Genomic DNA, 19561 nt, shown 5'->3' with positions numbered 1-19561 from the left:
AATATTTGCAAACTTTAATATTGTAATATTTTACTTTTTAGTCCATTTATATTTGTGGGTAATAGTAAGGAATGACACCGTCTTGGATGGAAACCAGTGTCAGCTACTTTCATGACACCATCACAAGGTGAAACTGGATCCCAGTGGGCTTTGTTGCATCGCTCAAGTGAAAAGAACTGGCAGTTACTGACAAAATTCATTATAAATAGCCATTTAACTGTTGAAGAAAAAATATGCCACAAAAAATGAGAGTCAGTAACTGCCATGAATATAACAAATTTCTCCAAGAAAGAGGAAGCATTTTTTGTTATATCAATGACGCCATAGAAAATTGGTACGAGAATTGTCCAAAAATGCAGGGCGGCAACTATATTTATAGTGATAAAGTTGTGATTTTGGTGCATATAATCGTCAGTTTCTTTAGAATTGGTTTAAGACAAACAGTCGGGTTTATAAAAGGGTATTTGCAACAAATAGGAAGAGATTTGGCAGTTATCAGCTATTCACAAGCATCAAGAAGGTTTGAGAAACTTAATATTAAGATAAATGATTGCAGAATTGATAAAAATAATATGGAAGATATCGAAATTGCTATAGACAGTACAGGAATTAGTATATACAACAACACTCCTGGTCACAGCAAGGAAAATAGCACTGACAGAAAATATCGTGGCTATGAGCAAACGAGAAAATTGCACGTAATGTTGAATATAAACAACAAAAAAGCCATAGCTGTAAAATACAGTAACGGTGTCTACTCTGATCACTATGGAGCTTGTGATTTGCTAAAAGAAGTTGATTTTCAGCATGCCATAAAAGCACTATATGCAGATAGAGCATGTGATAGGCACAAGTTTTATAAGTTGTGTAACGAATATGGTATAAAGACAAAAATTCCACCAATAAACAATGCGGCAGAACATCCAGAAATAGATTATATGTCTGACAGGAATGCTGCTATTAGGTTAATAAAATTATACGGTGAAGATGGCATGAAAGAATGGAAAAAAGAAGTAAATTATGGGAAAAGATCTTATATTGAAGGGTTTTTCTCAAGATTAAAGCAAATATTCGGATTTAGTTTTAGGAATAAATCTGAGATAAATCGAGAAAAAGAACTAAATGCTATTTGCTTAATAAATTCACTGATATTGGTATGGCTAAATTTGAGATAGTTACATGAATTTACCATAAATCACCATCTCATAAAGTGTGATGCAACAAAGCCATCCCAGTGTCAGCTACTTGGATGACAAGAAAGGAAGCACTGGAATGACAGGAGAAGGGGGGCTACTACCGTCATAAAGGAACCAGTGTCAGTTACTCGGATGATACCTTTTTCTACTTAATTTGGGTTATGCAAGAAGTCTATTCGCGGTATAGATTCCGCTAACACGTAGCGGGATGACGGTTGTCGGTAAATCTAAGTCAGTTTAGCTATATGCTTTTAATTCCCCCAAAAGGAGAATTAAATATGTGAAGTTCTAGTTGATATGACTTAATGAATGGTTAGTTTAAATTACTAATTTATTTAAGAGATTTTGATAATATTTAACCCACTCGCTTTTCTATTTTCCATATCACGATGTGCTTGAATTATTTCATCAAATTTATATTTTTTATTGATCCGTACAGTTAAAAGTTTTTTTCTTATCATCTCGAAGATTTCCATTGTGGTAAGCACTAATGTGAATCTATCATGCTTATAATGGTATATTGAGGTTCCAGTTGCAAATAACGAACGTGAACTAAGTAAAGAAAAACTAATAGGAGCGTTACCTGATATCTGCCCATAGGAAACGTATATGCCGAACCTGCCTAAAGATTCAAAAGAAAGCTTGCTTGTAGCGTAACCTATAGGGTCATACACTGCACCTACTCCTCTGTTTTGCGTAATCTCCATAACTTTAGAAACGAAGTCTTTATCATTGTAGTTTATTGCGTATGTGCAGCCACTTTGTAAAGCTATCTTCATTTTTTCATCAGAGCTTACAGAACCTATCACTACACCTTTTTTATCCTTTGCCCATTGGCATATTATTTGTCCTAAACCACCATTAGCCCCATAAACTAGCACGAAAGCACCAGGCCTAACTTTATAAGATTGATTAACTAAATAGTGAGCTGTCATACCTTTAAACAGCACTGCAGCAGCAACTTCATCAGATATGTCATCTGGAATTTTTATCAGATATTTCTGGTGTATAATGCGCTTTTCACAATATGCCCCTGGAGGAGCTGTGCAATATCCAACTCTGTCTCCAACCTTCAATCCATCACTGATTTTTTTACCAAGCTTTTCAATAACTCCCACTGCTTCTACCCCAAGCACTGATGGTAAATTTTTAATTTTGCGTGTACCTTTTCTGTGCTCTAAATCATAACGATTTAAGCCGATAGTTGTGTGACGTACTAAAACTTCCTCGCCTTTTGGCTCACCTATACTCTTATCTACAAATTCTAATACTTCTGGTCCCCCAGTTTTTTTAATTTGTATAGCTCTAACCATGATGAATATTAAGATAAAAACTTTGATTATGTTATCTAACAATTAATATTTTGCAAAGTTATTGTTTTCACAATCAATAGACTTCTTGCGTTACCTCCTGTCATTCCAGTGTCAGCTACTTGGATGACACCCTATTGATTACTGAAATGACACGGTTTGCAAACATTCTGTTACTTAAGCTTAAAGAACGTGTATGATAGTGTTATTTCGCCCAAATCTTTTGTATTACTATCAAGCATTATCTCAGGATCTATATAGAAAGATACGGGCATAGCTGCTTTTTGTTTTGGTAGCAACATTTGCTCTTCAAAACAAAAGCATGCAACTTTATTGAAATACTTACCTGCTTTGAAAGGCGTAACATTATACACCGCCATACCAAATGAAGGCTGATCAGATAGATTTTTTGCGTAATAAAACGCTAAACTTTGTTCTCCTATGTTTACGTCAACGTAGTTAGTTTCTGATTTAAACTCCCAAGGTAGATCGGACATTATATCAGCATTGAAATGGACCCTGATCTTTTGGTTAGTTATATTTGTTGTTGTGTTAGTTACTTTTCTTATTGTGCCACCATACCCAGTAGCTTTACAGAAAATGCTATATAGAGGTACCGATGCATATGCAAGACATATCATCGACACAACTAAAGATACTAAAAAGAAAACTATAGAATTCTTACTGCCTTTCCTTAAAAAGGAAAACATCTAATCCCTATTGTTGAACAAGTTAAGTAACCTGAGTAGATTGAGAAATATATTAATAAAGTCAAAATAAAGATTAGTTGCACCGAGTATTGCCAATTTAGTAGTAGCAACTTCTGATCCGTCATTATGTTTATAATAAACGTCCTTGATTCTTTGAGCATCATACGCAGTCATTAAGGTAAAGACTATTACTGATATGAACGATATTGCAAAGTGGAGAGGACTACTTCCAAGAAATAAATTTACTATAGACGCAATGATTAACCCCCAAACTCCCATAATCAAGAAAGAGCCCATACTTGTAAGATCTCTTTTTGTAGTATTGCCATATAAAGCCATAGAGCCAAACATGATTGATGTAATGAAAAACGCCCTTGCTATATTTTCTGCAGTATAAACTATAAAAACATAAGATAAGGAAAGCCCCATTAACACTGAGAACGAGAAAAATATAGTAACGGCAGACTGAGCACTTAGGTGTTGAATTCTATAAGACATGTAGAACACCAATGCAACCGGAGATAACATTACCACAAGCGATAGAACGGGATTAGAATAAATTACTTGAAAAAGACCAGAAAATACTGTTAAAAATGCAACAAGCCCTGTGACGCCCAAAGCTAAAGCCATGTAATTATATACTTTAGTTAGGTAACTTCTAAGCCCAGCACTATAATAAACGCCTTGAGAGCGAATATCCTGTTCATTTCTCATATAAGACATAATATAACTCCTTTTATCCATTACTTAACATATTATAATATAAAACCATATTTTTATCAAGTGTTTTTATTATAAACAGCTATGCGCTGGCATTTGTTTTAATATAAATAGAATATAGGCCTATTGCTGCTGCGTTTGAAACATTTAAACTGTTAATTGCATTTGACATTGGGATTTTTAAAAGATAATCACAATTTTCTTTAACTAACCTCCGCATTCCTTTCTCTTCAGAACCAAAAATAATTACTCTTTTTTTCTCAAAACTCTTTATTTCATCTATATTTTCTTTAGCATTGCAATCAAACCCGTAACACCAGTAGCCGACCTTTTTTAAATACTGCATAGTTTTTACTATATTTGTAACGTATATTAGCGGAACAATATCTAAAGCCCCACTTGCTGCTTTTGCAATAGATGCATTTTCACTCGGTGAATGGTTATGTGGTAAAACCAATGCGTCGACATTAAAACAAGCTGAAGTTCTTAAAATTGATCCAATATTGTGCGTGTCAGTGACTTGATCTAAAATGACTATAGTAGAACTGTCGTTTGAGCTTTCAGCTACTTCTTCGATGCTTAAGTTATAAAGAATAGGGGCAACATTTAAAGCAATTCCTTGATGGTTAGCACCTTTGGGTAAAACGTCATTAAGTATTTTGTTTTCTACTAATCGAACTTTAATGCCCTTACTATTTGCATATTGCTTAATTTCTTTTTCGTGTTCTCTATAGAAATTTTCTGTTACTAACAGTTCTATACACCGCCTATTTTTATTCTTCAGTGCTGACATGCAGGTGTGCTTTCCATACAGCCAAAAATTCTCATTAGTTTTTGACGATTTCATCGTATTATTGAAAATCGGGTTTTTATAGAATAAGCAACATTTTACTATGTTTGAATATTGTTGTAAAATTATACAATTCGATTAATGCGTTTATGTCGGACGATGAGTTGGATTGGCAAAAAAATGTTAAGCCAATAAAATGTGGAAAAGTTACTTTGAAAGTTGATCATAAAGTAAATATAAAGTCTATGGTTGATAAAGGTACCTCCGACTTACAAGGGAATTTTCTTAATACCAATAATAGTAACTCATCATTTTGTCTTGACCAAAACACAAAATCAAAAGTTGATAGGGGTAAATATTTTATAAGCGATAAGCTCGATTTGCATGGCTATAATATAGAGGATGCTTACTGTAAATTGATAGATTTTATTATCAAAAATTATCGAGCAGGAAATAGATGTTTATTGGTAATTACGGGATACGGCAGTGCAACAAACAAAACAGACACTATAAAGAGTAACTTAAATAAATGGTTAAATGACACTAAAATCCAGCATATGGTTCTATACTACCAACAAGCTACGAAAAAACATGGTGGTAAAGGGGCTTTTTATGTTTTATTAAGAAGGAATAAAAACCTTGAGTCCTGATACTTAAAATTCCTTTTAAGCCTTAATTTTTCTTGTATAACCATACAGTGTTCGGCAGCGCGTGACGCACAACTGTGCGAACATTGTGATTTGGGTCTACCAGGAAGGATGTCTCCCAGTACCTCTTTTCCCGTCATCCCGCTACGTGTTAGCGGGATCTCATTTCACTTTATGAGGGTGTCATCCGAGTAGCCCCTTTCTCGTCATCCCGCTACGTGTTAGCGGGATCTCATTTCACTTTATGAGGGTGTCATCCGAATAGCTTGACTACTTGGATCCAGATTGGATACTGAGTTGGTGAGTATAAAAGTATAGCTTCTACGTCATACCGCCGCGGTATCTCAGCCGCTAACAAGTAGCGGGGTGACGAGTTACTATACCGCTGCGAACCGTCATACCGCGATTTATTCCATAGCTGTACGAACATTCATTTTTGAAGGTAAACTGCACAGCAAATGGTGTCATTCCAGTGCTTGACACTGGAATCCAGCCGGCTTTGTTGCATCGCTAGCTATGATGGATTAAAGATAAAAAAGGTGGAGAATATCAGTAGCTTATTATTCTGGTATTTATAACAAGAACGGTCAGTGAATACCTAAATTTGAGTAAAAGAAATTTCACTACCACTCACTAATCCGGCTAAAATTCAAGAATTTCAATGCTTTAGCTATTTTCAATAGAATTAAATTTATTAATATAAATAACAAGTTACTATTCTTAAATTTGATCAGATTGATTGCAAAAAAAACAAGATTTTCAATAAGTTGCTTATAATCCTAATTATAGTTAGCCTTTCATAAGTAGCGATGCAACAAAGCCATTCCAGCGTCACGCGCTGCCATGTGATATACAATTTCCTTCGAATTACAACGTACGTGCGCTCTATATGCACTTGATTGACAAATGCTCTCTTATCAAAATCTCAAGAATCTGCACTATATTTAATGCTGCGCCTTTGCGCAGGTTGTCAGCCACTATCCACATATTTAATCCGTGCTCAACAGTATTGTCTCTTCTAATACGCGATACATATACAGCATTCTCCTGTACAACATCAATTTGAGTTATGTATTCACTATCTTCACGCCTGTTGTACACTAAAACTCCACTATCTTCGGCTTCACTTAGCACTTCACGAGCTTGTTCTTCAGTGATATGTTGATCAAATTCCACATTTACTGCCATAGCGTGACCGATAAAGACGGGTACCCTTACACAAGTTGCAGTAACTTTTATATCTTCCTCTAAAATTTTTTTTGTCTCCTCTTGCATTTTCCATTCCTCTTCTGTAGAGCCATTTTCCATGAATTCTCCTACATGGGGAATGCAATTGAATGCTATTTGCTTAGAGAATATCTTGGGTTTTTTAGCTTCGTTCATAAAGATTTTTTTTGTCTGGTCATAGAGCTCATCCATTGCTGCTTTGCCTGCACCAGAAGTTGATTGATAAGTTGAAGCAACGATTCTCTTTATTTTTGCTTTTTGGTGTAATAGATGTAGTACTAGCAGCATCTGTATTGTAGTACAGTTTGGATTGGATATTATGTTGTGGTTTTTATATTCCATAATTTTTTCTTTATTAATCTCTGGAATAATGAGTGGCACACCCTCTTTCATTCTAAAATGGGAACTGTTATCTATCACGATGCATCCAGCCTGTGTTGCAATTGGTACATACTCTTCAGAAACATGAGATCCAGCACAGAAAATGGCTACATTAGTTCCAACGAAGTCATAATCCTCAAGGCATAAAACTGTTAACTCTTTGTCACCAAAGCTCACCTTCTTCCCTTCTGATTTTTTCGATGCAAGTGCAATAACGCAATCTATCGCCTCATCTTGAAATTCAGCAAGCGTGCTTAATACCTCACGCCCTACTCTTCCGGTTGCTCCAATAACAGCAATTTTGTATCTCATATAGATGAACCTCTAATTTTAAAGTTCTATTATATTTTTACTGACAAAATTTACAATTGTTTTAATATTTTTACCTTGCAATTAATTGTAATTTAGCTATTATTATGCAATATTAGTAATGTTACATAATGAAATGAAAGATGAGTAAGGAATACGATGAAACTAAGGTTAAACCTGCAATGTCTACACCTCAAGGGCCTGAAGGAACCAATGGATCAAAGGCCCAAAGTGTTCTTTCGAATAAAAGAAAGCCTACAATAAATTTTGATGATAAAAAGTATGGTGTAAAAACCTCTAAAATAGACCAACAGTCTCTAAACAAAAGACAAGAATCTTCAAAGCTAAGAGATCTCTTAAGGTCAATACCAATAATAAGGAGATTTTTAGCAAGGATTTTCACACCTGAAAAAATAGAAATCATCAGTAACCCTATATATGACAACATGGAAGCATATAAAAAATCGCAGGAAGATTACCCTAGTAAGATAAAAGATGAAACTAGTATAGATGATGAACACACAAAAGAAGTAGATAGTAAACTTGAGAAGGGTAATGTTGAACAAGTGGACAACAAGAAAAGTCGTAGTTCATAAATATCAATCATTTAAAAATTATCTCTAGTTATAACATTGTATCTGTTCAGATGCATGGCTCATGTACAAATATTGAAACAAAAATTCCAGTGCTCCTTTCTCGTCATCCCAGTGCGTGACACTTGTATCTTTATGATGTGAGGCATTAGAGCTAAAATACCTCACAGGGAGGGTGAAGCTGATGCGACACTAATGCCATTAAGCCAGATTTTGCTTCCCTCCCATAGAGTTAAAGACTGAACAGTATCTTTTGGAATTATATCCCGTATTACAAGGTTAGTCTAAACTCTCAGTTTATTTATAGTCTTGGAGGCAATTTTATGCAAGTAAATGCTATTTTGGGTGTGGATATTTCAAAAAAGAAATTTGATGTTTGTTTGTTAGTGGACAGTAAAAAACGACACAAAGTCTTTCAAAATAATCAAGATGGTTTTGCAAAACTTGTAGTTTGGTGCAATGGCCATGGAGCAAATCTTACTCATTTATGTCTTGAAGCAACTAGTTGGTATGGAGAAGATTTGGCTACTTTTATGCACGATTTAGGACATAATGTCAGTATAGTAAACCCAGAAAGCTTTTGGCAAAAGTGAGCTGCTCAGAAATAAGACAGATAAATCAGATGCAGCTATGATAGCTAGATTTTGTATCGCCAACAAACCTGCTCTTTGGAAGCCCATTGCACCTGAAATGAGGCATTTGAGGGAGCTTTACCGTTGCATGCAATCGCTAAAAGATGATAAGGTGCAACAGACAAATCGCTTGGAAAACAAAAATATGCATTCCAGTTGCAAAGAAGCTATATCTAAAGTAATTTTGGCAATAGAGGAGCAAATTATTGTTCTCGAAAAAGAAATTAATGAGCATATAAATAACTATCCACATCTAAAAAATATGGTGGAAAACCTTAAGACTATAAAAGGTATAGGATATCTTACTGCTGTTGCTGTTGTCGCAGAAATGCCATCAGTTGATAACTTTGACAATGCTAAACAATTTACAGCTTTTGCTGGTCTAAATCCAGGACATTATCAATCGGGATCGTCAGTAAGTAAGAGAAGTTGCATATGCAAAATAGGATCTGAGCGTATTCGAAAAGCTCTTTATATGCCAGCTATAGTAGTCAAAAACCATAATAATCATTTTCAAAAGTTTTGTCAGCGTCTAGCAAGTAAAGGCAAATGTCCAAAAGTCATAGTTCTTGCGTTAATGCGAAAATTAATGCATGTCTTTTTTGGTATTCTTAAAAATAATCAACCATTTAATTGTAATTTTGTTGGATAATTTGTTTGACAGCAGAGACAGTATCTGGGATCCAGATTGGGCACTAAGTTGGTAAACACGAAAGCGATTAATCCTTTACAACGTTTTTGATGGAACTGCGCGAAAGAACTGGATGCCAGTGTCACGCACTGGCATGACACCCATTTCTTCCTATAGTTGTCTTTTCTCGTCTACCTTATTTTGCCACTCTGCTGAACAGATACATAACATTTGCTATACAGAAACTCTGCGATACCAAAATAAATAAAGAGGTACGCCACTTGCAGTGAATAAGCTTGCGATCAGCAAGGTATTCACAGAAGTTTCAAATATTACCCAGCAGCAAAAGGTTGTTGCTATACTGCCAATTAAAAATTTGTAACAACTCTTTTCTTGCACAATAACTTTGAGAAAAGCAAGACTGCATGCAAGGTAAACAAATAAAAATGAAACTACAGAAAAGTCGATAATTGATGTGATCTGCTTAGCAAAATTGTTGCTTGAAGTGAGGATTAGTAAAGTTGCAGTTCCAACTGAGCTAGTTGTTATGCCCCAGAAAGGAGAACCGTGCTTGTTTCTTTGAGCAAAAAACTGTGGCATCAGTTTATCTTTTGCAAGGCCAAGGGCCACTTGTCCACTAGCTAGTACCCAAGCGTTTAAAGTACCAACACAAAAAATGAACGCAGTTATAGAAATAATCAAGTGCCAATTGCCAGAGGCCATAATTTTTATTGCGTCAACATATGGTGCTCTTGAACTTGCTAAATCATTGCCATTTATTAATCCCATAATTGCAAGATTGTTGATAAAATACACAACAGCAACAGAGATTGTTCCAAGTACCACAGCTCTTGGTATTGTTCTAGCTGGATTATCAACTGACCCTGCAGGTGCTGTTGCCAATTCAACTCCAATAAAACCCCATAGAGTAATAAGTGTAGAACGGGCAAGAATCTGCGATGTTGTAAGATTTGATATTTCTTCACTTATGATGAAGTTATTTCTATCAAAAAAAAACAATGCTGCTATAGGTATTACAAGCAATACAGAAATTTTTATCACCGTCAATAAAAACTCAACACGTCCAGCAGTAGCTACTCCTCTAAAATTTATTAGTGTAATAATTGTAAGTAATAACATCTCTAAAAACAGATGTACGTTTTGAATATCTTCATGGAAAAATGGTGTAAGATAACCAACACCCACAACTATTACGGCTGTTGTGCTAACCCATGAGATCACCCAATACGTCCAACCAACAAAAAAAGCTGCAGCAGGGCCAAAAGCATGCTTTACATAGACGTGAGGGCCACCCGTTTCCGGAAATTTTGCGCAGAGTGAGGCAAAAACTAAAGCAAGAGATATAGCACCAAGCCCTGATATTATCCAGCTTATAAGGCTATACATGCCATATGGAGCAAGGCTAATTGGAAGCATAAAAATTCCAGAGCCAATTTGGCTGCTAATCACTAAGGCAAAAATAGCCCAAAAACCTATTTTATTTGACACAATAATTCTTATCTAAATAGATTAACAATATACCCTAAACTCAGAAATTTCAATTGATCTTCTAAGAAACTCCTAAGAACCTTCTTCATCTATCGGCTCCTCTTTCATTAGTATATAACCAAATTCCTTTGCTTTTTTAGTCAAATTTTTGACTACTCTCTCTTTGTAGAGTGTTTCATAATAGTTCATTCCTTTTTCTACATATTCTTGTCCATATTTTAGCATATTATAAAAAATACATGCTAATTTCCTTGCTGTAGCAGTGATCGCTTTTGGTATCCCTAGTCGCTTCTTTAACCTCCTGCAGTATGCACCAAGTGCAGTGTTGCTTCTTGATACACAATGAGCAGCAAGTAGCAAGGCAGTTGCAGCACGATTAACAACTTTACGAGTTCTTGTTCCAATAATTTTCCCTCCTGTAATTTTATTAGCAGGACTTAATCCGAGTCAGGAAGAAAAATGCTTTTCTGTCCTCCATTTATTGTGATTTATACCTGTTTCTGAAATGATAGCCTGTATACTTAATACATCAAGTCCTGGAACTCTAGTAAAATCCATCCCCGTTATTCGATATAAATCTTCATCTACGGCAAAATCTGGACTATTCTTCTGTTTTCTCTTTCGTGTCTTATTCAATGCCCTGTTCTCATTCGACTTTGTTTCAAATGTTTTATAGTAATTTTCTATACTTTTATCACATCCCGTTATTTGCTCTTGAAAAAAAGTATATGCTGCATATTCTTGTTTTAGCACAAACAAGTGTTCCTCTCTATAATCACCAGCTAACGCTTTTGCTATAGTAGACTGATCATTTTTTATTCGTGCATCCCTGAATTTAGCCAATTTCTCAGGATCTCTTTCGCCTTCAATTATAGCTTCAATGATTTTCATACCAGTTATCCCAGTAATATGACTAATAACCTTGTGTAATTGAATATTCATTTGAATTAGCGCTTTTTGCATACGTTGAGTATGTTTAGCTGCATTTTCAATTAGATTAGCACGTTGTCTAACGTAACTACGCAGTACACACATTTGATTATCCGGTCTAAATGATCCTTGAAGCAGTCCATAGCTGTGCAATTGTTGCAGCCATTGACAATCTTGAACATCAGACTTTCTACCAGGCACATTTTTGACATGTCGCGCATTTACTAATTTTACTTCAAATTTATGTGATTCTAATATTTGAAATAAGGGAATCCAATATACTCCAGTTGACTCCATGGCTACAGTTCTAACCTGACACTTTTTTAACCACTTTGCTAAGTTGTGTAGATCTACTGTAAAGCACCCAAATTTTTGGATACGTTGTTCATCTCTTCCTTCAGGTACACATACATAATGTACAGTCGAGCCAATATCAATCCCTGCTGCATCAAGGTTTATTGTTTTTAATTTACTTTTTGCTTCTGCCATATAAAATCCCTCCTATATTATTATGATAAGAAGCACTTCAGCTTGGGACGGTTAGGTTATACAATCTTCTAAACGAGGTAGCCCAAAAAGAACTCCATCAATGGTTTTACCATTTCCCCCAAAACCATGCTTTCAAACGGGCATTTATAGCACCATTGATTGTTTCGGTTATAGCTGCAGAAGCGCTTCTTCATAACACTATACCCAAAGAACATAAAGTAAAGAGGGAGTTTCTTTTTGGTTTTACAGATTTTATCTGTTCTGGGCTTTCAACACTGTTATCAGGAAAATTTGCAATCAATTCTCTTGCATCTTCTGTCCACATTAAAATATTTTTTATGTTCTGTATTTCTATGTTTGTTAGCAAGCGAGAAACCCCCTTTAAGTAGGGCTCACATCCTATAAATAATAGATCAGGTTCATTGAGCACCTGGTAAAGCATATTTTCACCGTTGCCAAAGCCTATTTCTACCCATATTCTTTTTTGTGAATTTACAATTTTCTCTATAGATTCCTTGCTGTTTTGAATAGAATATTTTTCCAATATTTCATCAACATCAGGTTTTAGCCTGGACCTTCTGGAGAACGATCTAATCCACTTGCTATTCTTAAATAGCATATTCTTGATACATATATAATTTTCTCACTATATTTTATATAGCTTAAACAATTCTCGAAATGAGTTAATGAAAAATTACTTGTCAATAATTGTTAATATTATATAATATATGAGTTCTAATAAAGTTTAAGTTAAAGGTATGAATAATAATAATCCAGTCGTAAATCTACCGGTTACTATCAGAAAGCTATCATCAAACAAATTTATAGAAGAGATATGTCAAGGCCAATTTGAGGATCAAGATAATACCTTGTTTGAAGATTCTTTTGTTAACAAAATTAAAGAAGGAGATGTGGTAGAAGGTGTAATTACAAGAATAAACCCTAACGACGTTGTGGTTGATATTGGTTTAAAATCTGACGGGAGAATTCTGATCAAGGAACTCGGTTGTAATGATGAGGTCATTATTGGCTCGAAAATCAGAGTTTATGTGGAAAGAATTGAAGATTATCATGGTAATGTTGTTCTTAGTCGTGAAAAAGCAATTAGGGACGAAAAATGGAATAAGTTGGAAGAAGGTACAGTTACAAGGGCTGAAGTAAGCGGAGTTATTAAACGCTCAATTAAATGTGGCTTTATTGTTGATCTTGGTGACGGAATAAGCGCTTTTTTACCGCTGAGTCATGTGGATTTGAAGCAAGTAAAAGATGCGAAGCACCTTATTGAAACTGAACAAAAGTTCATCGTGCTTAAAATGGATAAGAAGCAGGGCAATATTGTAGTATCAAGAAAGCTGGTGTTAGAAAAATTGCACGCTGGTGAAAAAATTAAATTTTTAGAATCTTTAAATGAAGGCGATATAATAGAAGGGAAAATAAAAAGTATCACTCATTACGGTGTATTTGTCGGTATTCATGAATCAGATGTAGTGGGAGTTATAGATGGATTGTTACATATTACAGATATCTCTTGGAGTAGGGTAAGTCATCCGTCTGCAGTTTTTACTTGTGGTCAGACTATAAAAGTTAAAATTATAAAAATAGATAAGGAAAATGCTAAAATTTCCTTGGGTGTGAAGCAGCTAGAAGATAGCCCTTGGCAAGATGCAGAGTCAAAATATCCAGTTGATAGTGTGCATAAGGGTTATGTAACAAGCATAGAAGATTATGGATTATTTGTTGAGCTTAGAACTGGAATTGAAGGTTTAGTGCACTCGTCAGAAATAACTTGGGTTAAGAGTAATTTACCAGTTAGTAGTCTCGTAACAAGGGGACAAGAAGTATATGTAAAAATTCTCAGTATTGACATTGCTAAGAGTAGGATGAGTTTAAGCATGAAAAGGTGTGTAGACAACCCTTGGCAAGTATTTATCAATAAATATCCTCCTGGTTCTATTGTTTCTGGTGAAGTGAAGAATAATACCGGCTCATATGTATCTGTTGCTTTCGGTGATTCTGAAATAGATGAGAACGTAGAAGGGACAATATATGTGAAAGATTTTAGTTGGTCTAAAAATGGTTCAGATGAGATAAAGAAGTATAATGTAGGTGATAAAATAGAAGCAAAAGTAATAAGGGCTAACGTGAATCGGGCAAGAATTTATCTTGGAATAAAACAAATAGAGTATGATCCTCTTGAAGAACTGATAAAGAAAGTTAAGGTAGGTGATAAAATACAGGTTATTGTAGGTAAGAGAGAAGATAATGGACTAGTCGTTGAAGTTGAGAACGATGTAACCCTTCTAATAGATCAAGAGCATTTACCAGAGAATAAAAAATTCTCTATATCAGAAAAAATAGAAGTTGAAGTATTGGGTGTTGAAGAATATAACATAGCATTATCTGCTAAGTGATAAGGTTTACTTATTTTGGCTTCATATAAATGGCAACAAAGTCTGATATAATAGCGAGGGTAGCAAAAAGACATCCTTTTTTAGATAAGATTGTTATAGCAGCTATAGTTGATAGATTTTTTGGGATACTTTCAAGCACATTGAAACATCATAATAGAGTTGAAATTAGGGGGTTTGGTTCTTTTTCAGTTAGAAGTTATAACTTGAAAGAAACAAGCCATTTAATGTTACAGAAGTTTACAAAGAATCAATACTTTAAAACATATTTTCGTAGCAGTAAAAAATTATCTGATTTGATAAATGAATAAAAATTTATACCATAAATAAGATGAAAGTAGGGGTTTGAGTTTATACTGTACGATAGAAATTTTTAGCACCATATGCAAGTAGTAGAAATAGTTATACGTAATAACACATATAAAATATCTTGCGAAAGTGGGAAGGGGAATCATTTATTACGCCTTGCTAATAGTTTTGACAAGTTAGTTAGTTCTGTATCTCAAAAAACTGGAGGTAAGGGTTCGGATGCATTAAATTTCTTACTTGCAGCACTAATTCTTGAGGATAAAATTTTAGAATTAACAAAGCGATTAGATGAAGTAAATCAAGAGCGCGAAAAGTATAGAAACGAGAAAAGAATAGAATATACTGAGGTACTAGATAAGGTAAATAAGATTATCACTAATCTTGAGTGCATAAAGGATTAGCTTCAATAAAGCAAGCAATTAAATTGACTATCTGACTATTCAAGCCAGGAGGGAGGTTTGTCTTACGAGTTATGTAACAATATAATTCGTAATCATCAAGATCAACTATTTTTTCGTATTCGATTAGTTCGCTTAAGGAAAATTTATCAAGATATTTCAATGCGAAATGCCCTAAAAGTATATCGGTTTCTTTGCAACCCCTATGCCAGCTTCTATATATTAATTTTCTTCTGAGTAGTGAGGTATCTGTCATTACAATTAAACTTTTTTTAATTTAAAAGTTAAACTAAATACTTGTCAAGCGAGGCGCATTTTAATATACTTAACATTTTGTTAAGATCTAAATATACAGGTGGAATTAATTTCTAATCTTATCCATCAATTTAGCGATGGAATATATTATTTTTTATCATTTTCTTTAATAATTTCTGTCATAGTATTCGTGCATGAATATGGGCATTATGTTGTTGCCAAAGCATGCAAAGTTAAAGTTGAATCTTTTTCCATAGGTTTTGGTCCTGAAATTTTTGGTTTTAACGATAAGTCTGGAACTAGATGGAAATTAAGCGTTGTTCCATTGGGTGGTTATGTTAAAATGCTAGGAGATACTAATGCAGCGAGTGTTCCAGCTGATCAACAAGAATTAACGGAAGAAGAAAAATTGTATTCATTTCATACAAAACCGCGTCATAAAAAAGCAGCAGTAGTTTTTGCAGGGCCTTTTGCAAACATGGTATTTGCTGTTATAGCTTTTACAATATTTTTTAGCATAGCAGGTTATTATCGCACTCCACCGGTGATTGAAAATGTAATCGAAGGTAGTGCAGCTAAGCAAGCTGGTTTGTTGCCAGGTGACACTATTACACAAATCAATGAGCATAAAATAAAATACTTTGAAGATATTTCACGTGTGATAATGTCGAATCCTAAAACAAGAATGGAGATTGAGTATAGCAGAAATAATGAGAAGCACAGGACCAGTTTAACTCCATTAATAATCAAGGACAAAGACGTTTTTGGCAACACAATAGAAAGAGAAACTATAGGGATTATTTCAGTCAATACATTAAAGCAGTCGTCTTTTCTTGGGGCTGTGAGCTTATCAGTAAGTGAAACTTACCACACTATGTGCTTAACGATTAAAGCTATCTTTCAAATTATTGTTGGTAAGAGGAGTGCAAGTGAAATAGGTGGACCAATAAAAATCGCAAAATATTCAGGACAATCAGCTAAAAAGGGATTTATTATGGTTCTATATTTTATGGCAATCATTTCAGCTAATTTAGCTGCAATTAACTTGCTGCCAATACCACTGCTAGATGGTGGGCATTTATTTCATTATATCATAGAAGCGGTTATACGTAGGGATTTAAGCTTGAAATGTCAAAAATATGCAGCTATTTTTGGTGCTTTAGTGTTGTTTTTGCTTATGGCAACTGGAATGTCAAATGATATTAGGGATCTTTTTTGAAATAAAATATGAAAAAGCTATTTTATATACTGGTAGTGGTTTTTATTTCTTTTCCTGCCCTGCTTGTTGCTTTAGGAACTGCGGAAAAAGTGCAGGTGAAAGATGTCAAATGTATTGGTAATGAGAGGGTAAGCAACCAGACAATAGGGTTCTATATAAAACTAAAATCTGGTGATTATATAAACGACGATGATATAGACTCAATTATAAAAGATCTATATAAAACAAAGTTATTTGCTAGTGTTAATGCTTACATAGATGATAAAAAAAATTTAGTAATAAAAATTCAAGAAAATCCACTGATTAACAAGGTAGTGTTAAAAGGCAATAAGTTATTTAACAGCAAAGAGCTGCTAAGTAATGTGATTCAATCAAAGTCGCTAACTATTTTAACTGAAATAAAATTGCAAAACGATTTAGTGAATTTAGTCACTACTTATAGAAATAACGGTAAGATTGGTGTTAAAATTGAATATGACCTGAATAAGCTTGATGGCAATAGAGTCAATCTAATTTTTAAAATAAAAGAAGGCAAAACCTCTAAAATTAAGGATATAAGATTTATAGGCAACAAAAACTTTTCTGAAAATGAGCTAGAGCAAGTTATCAAAAGACATAGTAATGACATATTTAGTAAGTTATTTAGAGCTATTTTTAAAGGCGGAAATCATTATTCACCGCAATATCTATTGATTAACACAGAATTGCTCGATCATTTTTATTCATCTAAAGGATATATTCAAAATAATATTCAACCAATTGTTGAGGTTGATAATAACAATCAAACAGAGTTAACTTTTTTGATTGACGAAGGACAGCAGTATTTATTTGGAAATAATGAGGTTAATATTGAAACTGAAATTCAGGATTTGAGCCTAAAAGAAGAAATATTGGATTTTATAACAGAGGAAAACGATAAGATATTTAATAGAGTTAAAATTAATAATACAGTAGAAAAAATAAACAAATATTTAAATGAGAAAGGATATATATTTGCAAAAGTTAATCCAGAGTATGCACAACGTGACAATGTTGTAGATGTAACCTACAGAGTGCTGCCGGGTAAAAAGATTTATATAAATCAAATTACAATTGATGGTAACGATCGCACTTTAGATAAAGTGATCAGAAGTAAGCTAAGTGTAGCAGAAGGTGATGCGTACAATATATCTGAGATTCAAAAGTCACGTAAAAAACTAATGAGTAGTGATTTTTTTGAAACAGTGAAAGTAAATAGTTATGCAGTTAATGATAATGCAGTAAATCTTGACTTAATTGTTAAAGAAAAAAACACTACTTCGTTGTATTTGGGAGGAGGTGTGTCTCTTCCTGGTGGAGCATTGATTAAAATTGACCTCAAAGACCGTAATTTATTTGGTACTGGAAAAGAGCTCTCTTTTGCTCTTGAAAAAAGTCAATACGTATTTTCTACTGATTTAGAGTTTGTTGAAAATAATTTTAACGATTCTGATACGTCACTAGGCATGGGTGTATTTTATGAAAAACAAGATAAACCAAACACTACTTTTGATAGTTGCGATATGGGATTTTTTACAAAGTTATCATATAAAGTCACAGAGAACTTAACTAATTCCCTTCGCTATTCTTATAAGTATAATCATATACACATGGATAATAAGGGTGGACAAGACACCGATATCTCTGAAATAATACTGGACCGAAAAGGTAAACATCAGATTTCATCAGTGGGATACACGTTGGCATATAATAAACTGGATAACCTCTATACTCCAAAAGAAGGGTATTTACTGCGCTTAAGTCAGGATATTTCAGGATTGGGAGGAAACGTGAATTTCCTGAAATCTGAATTCTTATCTTTTTATACGCACCCTATATTAAGCAAAATTGAAGATGATATAACGCTACGCTTTAAGATGGCGGCAGGTCATATTTTTTCTTATACTGATGAAAATCTAAACATTGGCCAGCACTTTTTTAAAGGGGGTAATGAGATTAGAGGGTTTGACCTTTCCGGTATTGGACCAAGAGCAGAAGACAAAAATAAAAGCTCATTAGGAGGCAAAACTTATTTTAATCTAACACAGCAAGTGGATTTTCCTCTACCAAAACTATATGACTATGCTGGTATCAAAGGCTCACTATTTGTTGACTATGCAACACTTTTTGGCTTAGATGATAAAAATAAGAAGTATGAAGGGAAATACTATGATAGCAAGCTTGTGAGAGTGTCACCAGGTTTTGGCTTTTCAATGCTTTCTCCTTTTGGTAGACTTAGATTGGATTTCGGGTTTCCTTTAGTAAAGGAATCTTATGATATAATACCATCACCAAATGTTAAATTTTCTATTGAAGCGGGGATTTGAATGAAATATATACAGTTATTTATATCAGTTATTGCCTTAATTATTTCCTTATTTGTGGGGTATAAGTTTGTAGGATATCAACCTCAGAACACAAAGGCTGCAATTATCGATAGTGACAAAGTCATCAATGAATCTCTTGCTCTGCAAAATATACAACAACAAATAAAGGAGCAGAATTCTAGATTACAACAAGAATTTGAAAATGAGTTAGAAAAACTTAAGCCATCAAAAGAAGAATTTGACCTTTTGTCAGAAGAAGCAAAAAAGGAAAAGACAGGACAATTTAATAAGCACACTGTAAATGTTAGAGATAATTATGCTAAAAAAATGTTACATTTAGAAGAAAGCTATAGAGAAGCAGTAGAGAGTGTTTTTAACAAGATAAAAGAAGTCGCTAAAAAAACGGCAGAAAAAAACAACATAGATTTGGTACTATTTATTTCAAAAAAGAACCAAGTTTTATACTCCATGGATGAAGTTGATTTATCAGATGTGGTATTAAACAATATAAACAAGGAAATACCTGAATTTGCTTTAAAAGGCATTGAATAGA

At 34.0% G+C, this 19561-nt stretch carries 18 protein-coding genes and 3 pseudogenes; 11 read left to right on the top strand and 10 right to left on the bottom strand.

Annotation, left to right across the window (positions count from 1 at the left end; genetic code table 11):
• The first annotated feature begins 96 nt into the window (after positions 1 to 96).
• Positions 97 to 249 carry a hypothetical protein gene (locus OOK90_RS00370; RefSeq protein ID WP_155975182.1) on the top strand — a complete coding sequence of 51 codons (153 nt, stop codon included), beginning with the start codon at positions 97 to 99 and terminating at the stop codon, positions 247 to 249.
• Positions 234 to 1175, top strand: coding sequence for an IS5 family transposase (locus OOK90_RS00365; RefSeq protein WP_264705925.1), 942 nt, complete (start codon positions 234 to 236; stop codon positions 1173 to 1175). The genes OOK90_RS00370 and OOK90_RS00365 overlap by 16 nt, the downstream gene beginning before the upstream one ends.
• Before the next feature lie 356 nt (positions 1176 to 1531).
• Here OOK90_RS00365 and OOK90_RS00360 read toward each other — a convergent pair whose 3' ends face one another.
• From OOK90_RS00360 to rlmB, 4 genes are all read right to left on the bottom strand, one after another.
• Positions 1532 to 2509 carry a quinone oxidoreductase family protein gene (locus OOK90_RS00360; protein WP_264705924.1) on the bottom strand — a complete coding sequence of 326 codons (978 nt, stop codon included), beginning with the start codon at positions 2507 to 2509 and terminating at the stop codon, positions 1532 to 1534.
• Between the two features lie 170 nt (positions 2510 to 2679).
• Positions 2680 to 3216, bottom strand: a complete 537-nt coding sequence (locus tag OOK90_RS00355) for a cytochrome c oxidase assembly protein (protein WP_010082343.1) — start codon at positions 3214 to 3216, stop codon at positions 2680 to 2682.
• Positions 3217 to 3939: a Bax inhibitor-1/YccA family protein gene (locus tag OOK90_RS00350; RefSeq protein ID WP_010962942.1), complete on the bottom strand. Its 723-nt coding sequence runs from the start codon at positions 3937 to 3939 to the stop codon at positions 3217 to 3219.
• Positions 3940 to 4018: 79 nt separating this feature from the next.
• Positions 4019 to 4783 (bottom strand): 23S rRNA (guanosine(2251)-2'-O)-methyltransferase RlmB, encoded by a 765-nt coding sequence (gene rlmB, locus OOK90_RS00345; RefSeq protein ID WP_038199241.1) that lies wholly within the window; start codon positions 4781 to 4783, stop codon positions 4019 to 4021.
• 92 nt (positions 4784 to 4875) lie between these two features.
• Between rlmB and OOK90_RS00340 the strand changes: the two genes are divergently transcribed.
• Positions 4876 to 5376: a Smr/MutS family protein gene (locus OOK90_RS00340; RefSeq protein ID WP_010082340.1), complete on the top strand. Its 501-nt coding sequence runs from the start codon at positions 4876 to 4878 to the stop codon at positions 5374 to 5376.
• Between the two features lie 348 nt (positions 5377 to 5724).
• Here the strand turns inward: OOK90_RS00340 and OOK90_RS00335 are convergent, their stop codons facing one another.
• Positions 5725 to 5856, bottom strand: a complete 132-nt coding sequence (locus OOK90_RS00335) for a hypothetical protein (RefSeq protein WP_255356250.1) — start codon at positions 5854 to 5856, stop codon at positions 5725 to 5727.
• Between the two features lie 402 nt (positions 5857 to 6258).
• On the bottom strand, positions 6259 to 7293 hold the full coding sequence (locus OOK90_RS00330) for an aspartate-semialdehyde dehydrogenase (protein ID WP_010962945.1): 1035 nt from the start codon (positions 7291 to 7293) through the stop codon (positions 6259 to 6261).
• Between the two features lie 140 nt (positions 7294 to 7433).
• Here OOK90_RS00330 and OOK90_RS00325 point away from each other — a divergent pair, with 140 nt between their 5' ends.
• Together OOK90_RS00325 and OOK90_RS06665 are read left to right on the top strand one after the other, a co-directional pair.
• On the top strand, positions 7434 to 7886 hold the full coding sequence (locus OOK90_RS00325; RefSeq protein WP_015589289.1) for a hypothetical protein: 453 nt from the start codon (positions 7434 to 7436) through the stop codon (positions 7884 to 7886).
• 320 nt (positions 7887 to 8206) lie between these two features.
• Positions 8207 to 9167 (top strand): annotated as a pseudogene (locus OOK90_RS06665) (IS110 family transposase).
• A gap of 213 nt (positions 9168 to 9380) precedes the next feature.
• On the opposite strand, the gene OOK90_RS00310 reads toward OOK90_RS06665, so the two are convergent.
• From OOK90_RS00310 to OOK90_RS00300, 3 genes and pseudogenes are all read right to left on the bottom strand, one after another.
• Entirely contained in the window at positions 9381 to 10655 is a 1275-nt protein-coding gene (locus OOK90_RS00310; RefSeq protein WP_010082345.1) for an APC family permease, read from the bottom strand.
• 72 nt (positions 10656 to 10727) lie between these two features.
• Positions 10728 to 12074, bottom strand: a pseudogene (locus OOK90_RS00305) (IS110 family RNA-guided transposase).
• A gap of 268 nt (positions 12075 to 12342) precedes the next feature.
• Positions 12343 to 12693 (bottom strand): annotated as a pseudogene (locus tag OOK90_RS00300) (class I SAM-dependent methyltransferase); the annotation flags it as partial.
• 139 nt (positions 12694 to 12832) lie between these two features.
• Between OOK90_RS00300 and OOK90_RS00295 the strand changes: the two are divergent.
• From OOK90_RS00295 to OOK90_RS00285, 3 genes are all read left to right on the top strand, one after another.
• A complete protein-coding gene (locus OOK90_RS00295; protein WP_264705921.1) occupies positions 12833 to 14485 on the top strand; it encodes a 30S ribosomal protein S1 in 1653 nt (550 codons plus the stop codon).
• A 29-nt stretch (positions 14486 to 14514) separates the two neighbouring features.
• Positions 14515 to 14793, top strand: a complete 279-nt coding sequence (locus tag OOK90_RS00290; RefSeq protein WP_010963035.1) for an HU family DNA-binding protein — start codon at positions 14515 to 14517, stop codon at positions 14791 to 14793.
• A gap of 72 nt (positions 14794 to 14865) precedes the next feature.
• Positions 14866 to 15192 (top strand): cell division protein ZapA, encoded by a 327-nt coding sequence (locus OOK90_RS00285; RefSeq protein WP_010082086.1) that lies wholly within the window; start codon positions 14866 to 14868, stop codon positions 15190 to 15192.
• Here OOK90_RS00285 and OOK90_RS00280 read toward each other — a convergent pair.
• The gene (locus OOK90_RS00280) at positions 15167 to 15445 is read right to left on the bottom strand and encodes an FAD assembly factor SdhE (protein ID WP_006279484.1); all 279 of its coding nucleotides are present in this window, start codon (positions 15443 to 15445) and stop codon (positions 15167 to 15169) included. The two genes, OOK90_RS00285 and OOK90_RS00280, sit on opposite strands and share 26 nt — an antisense overlap.
• Positions 15446 to 15544: 99 nt before the next feature.
• On the opposite strand from OOK90_RS00280, the gene rseP reads away from it, so the two are divergent.
• The 3 genes from rseP to OOK90_RS00265 are packed head-to-tail and all read left to right on the top strand — an operon-like array spanning position 15545 to position 19560.
• On the top strand, positions 15545 to 16663 hold the full coding sequence (gene rseP, locus OOK90_RS00275) for an RIP metalloprotease RseP (RefSeq protein WP_010082085.1): 1119 nt from the start codon (positions 15545 to 15547) through the stop codon (positions 16661 to 16663).
• Positions 16664 to 16671: 8 nt separating this feature from the next.
• Positions 16672 to 19008, top strand: coding sequence for an outer membrane protein assembly factor BamA (bamA, locus tag OOK90_RS00270; protein WP_264705920.1), 2337 nt, complete (start codon positions 16672 to 16674; stop codon positions 19006 to 19008).
• Positions 19009 to 19560, top strand: coding sequence for an OmpH family outer membrane protein (locus OOK90_RS00265; protein WP_209472492.1), 552 nt, complete (start codon positions 19009 to 19011; stop codon positions 19558 to 19560).
• Position 19561 lies beyond the last annotated feature (1 nt).

Source organism: Wolbachia endosymbiont (group A) of Ancistrocerus nigricornis (assembly GCF_947250785.1).
Taxonomy (GTDB): Bacteria; Pseudomonadota; Alphaproteobacteria; order Rickettsiales; family Anaplasmataceae; genus Wolbachia; species Wolbachia pipientis.
This window is presented reverse-complemented; position numbering and strand designations above follow the sequence as displayed.

Excerpts from the sequence above, each read along its gene's own strand:
- OOK90_RS00365 (WP_264705925.1), top strand. The coding sequence starts at position 234 with ATGCCACAAAAAATGAGAGTCAGTAACTGCCATGAATATAACAAATTT.
- OOK90_RS00360 (WP_264705924.1), bottom strand. The coding sequence starts at position 2,509 with ATGGTTAGAGCTATACAAATTAAAAAAACTGGGGGACCAGAAGTATTA.
- OOK90_RS00355 (WP_010082343.1), bottom strand. The coding sequence starts at position 3,216 with ATGTTTTCCTTTTTAAGGAAAGGCAGTAAGAATTCTATAGTTTTCTTT.
- OOK90_RS00350 (WP_010962942.1), bottom strand. The coding sequence starts at position 3,939 with ATGTCTTATATGAGAAATGAACAGGATATTCGCTCTCAAGGCGTTTAT.
- rlmB (WP_038199241.1), bottom strand. The coding sequence starts at position 4,783 with ATGAAATCGTCAAAAACTAATGAGAATTTTTGGCTGTATGGAAAGCAC.
- OOK90_RS00340 (WP_010082340.1), top strand. The coding sequence starts at position 4,876 with ATGTCGGACGATGAGTTGGATTGGCAAAAAAATGTTAAGCCAATAAAA.
- OOK90_RS00330 (WP_010962945.1), bottom strand. The coding sequence starts at position 7,293 with ATGAGATACAAAATTGCTGTTATTGGAGCAACCGGAAGAGTAGGGCGT.
- OOK90_RS00325 (WP_015589289.1), top strand. The coding sequence starts at position 7,434 with ATGAGTAAGGAATACGATGAAACTAAGGTTAAACCTGCAATGTCTACA.
- OOK90_RS00295 (WP_264705921.1), top strand. The coding sequence starts at position 12,833 with ATGAATAATAATAATCCAGTCGTAAATCTACCGGTTACTATCAGAAAG.
- OOK90_RS00290 (WP_010963035.1), top strand. The coding sequence starts at position 14,515 with ATGGCAACAAAGTCTGATATAATAGCGAGGGTAGCAAAAAGACATCCT.
- OOK90_RS00285 (WP_010082086.1), top strand. The coding sequence starts at position 14,866 with ATGCAAGTAGTAGAAATAGTTATACGTAATAACACATATAAAATATCT.
- OOK90_RS00280 (WP_006279484.1), bottom strand. The coding sequence starts at position 15,445 with ATGACAGATACCTCACTACTCAGAAGAAAATTAATATATAGAAGCTGG.
- bamA (WP_264705920.1), top strand. The coding sequence starts at position 16,672 with ATGAAAAAGCTATTTTATATACTGGTAGTGGTTTTTATTTCTTTTCCT.
- OOK90_RS00265 (WP_209472492.1), top strand. The coding sequence starts at position 19,009 with ATGAAATATATACAGTTATTTATATCAGTTATTGCCTTAATTATTTCC.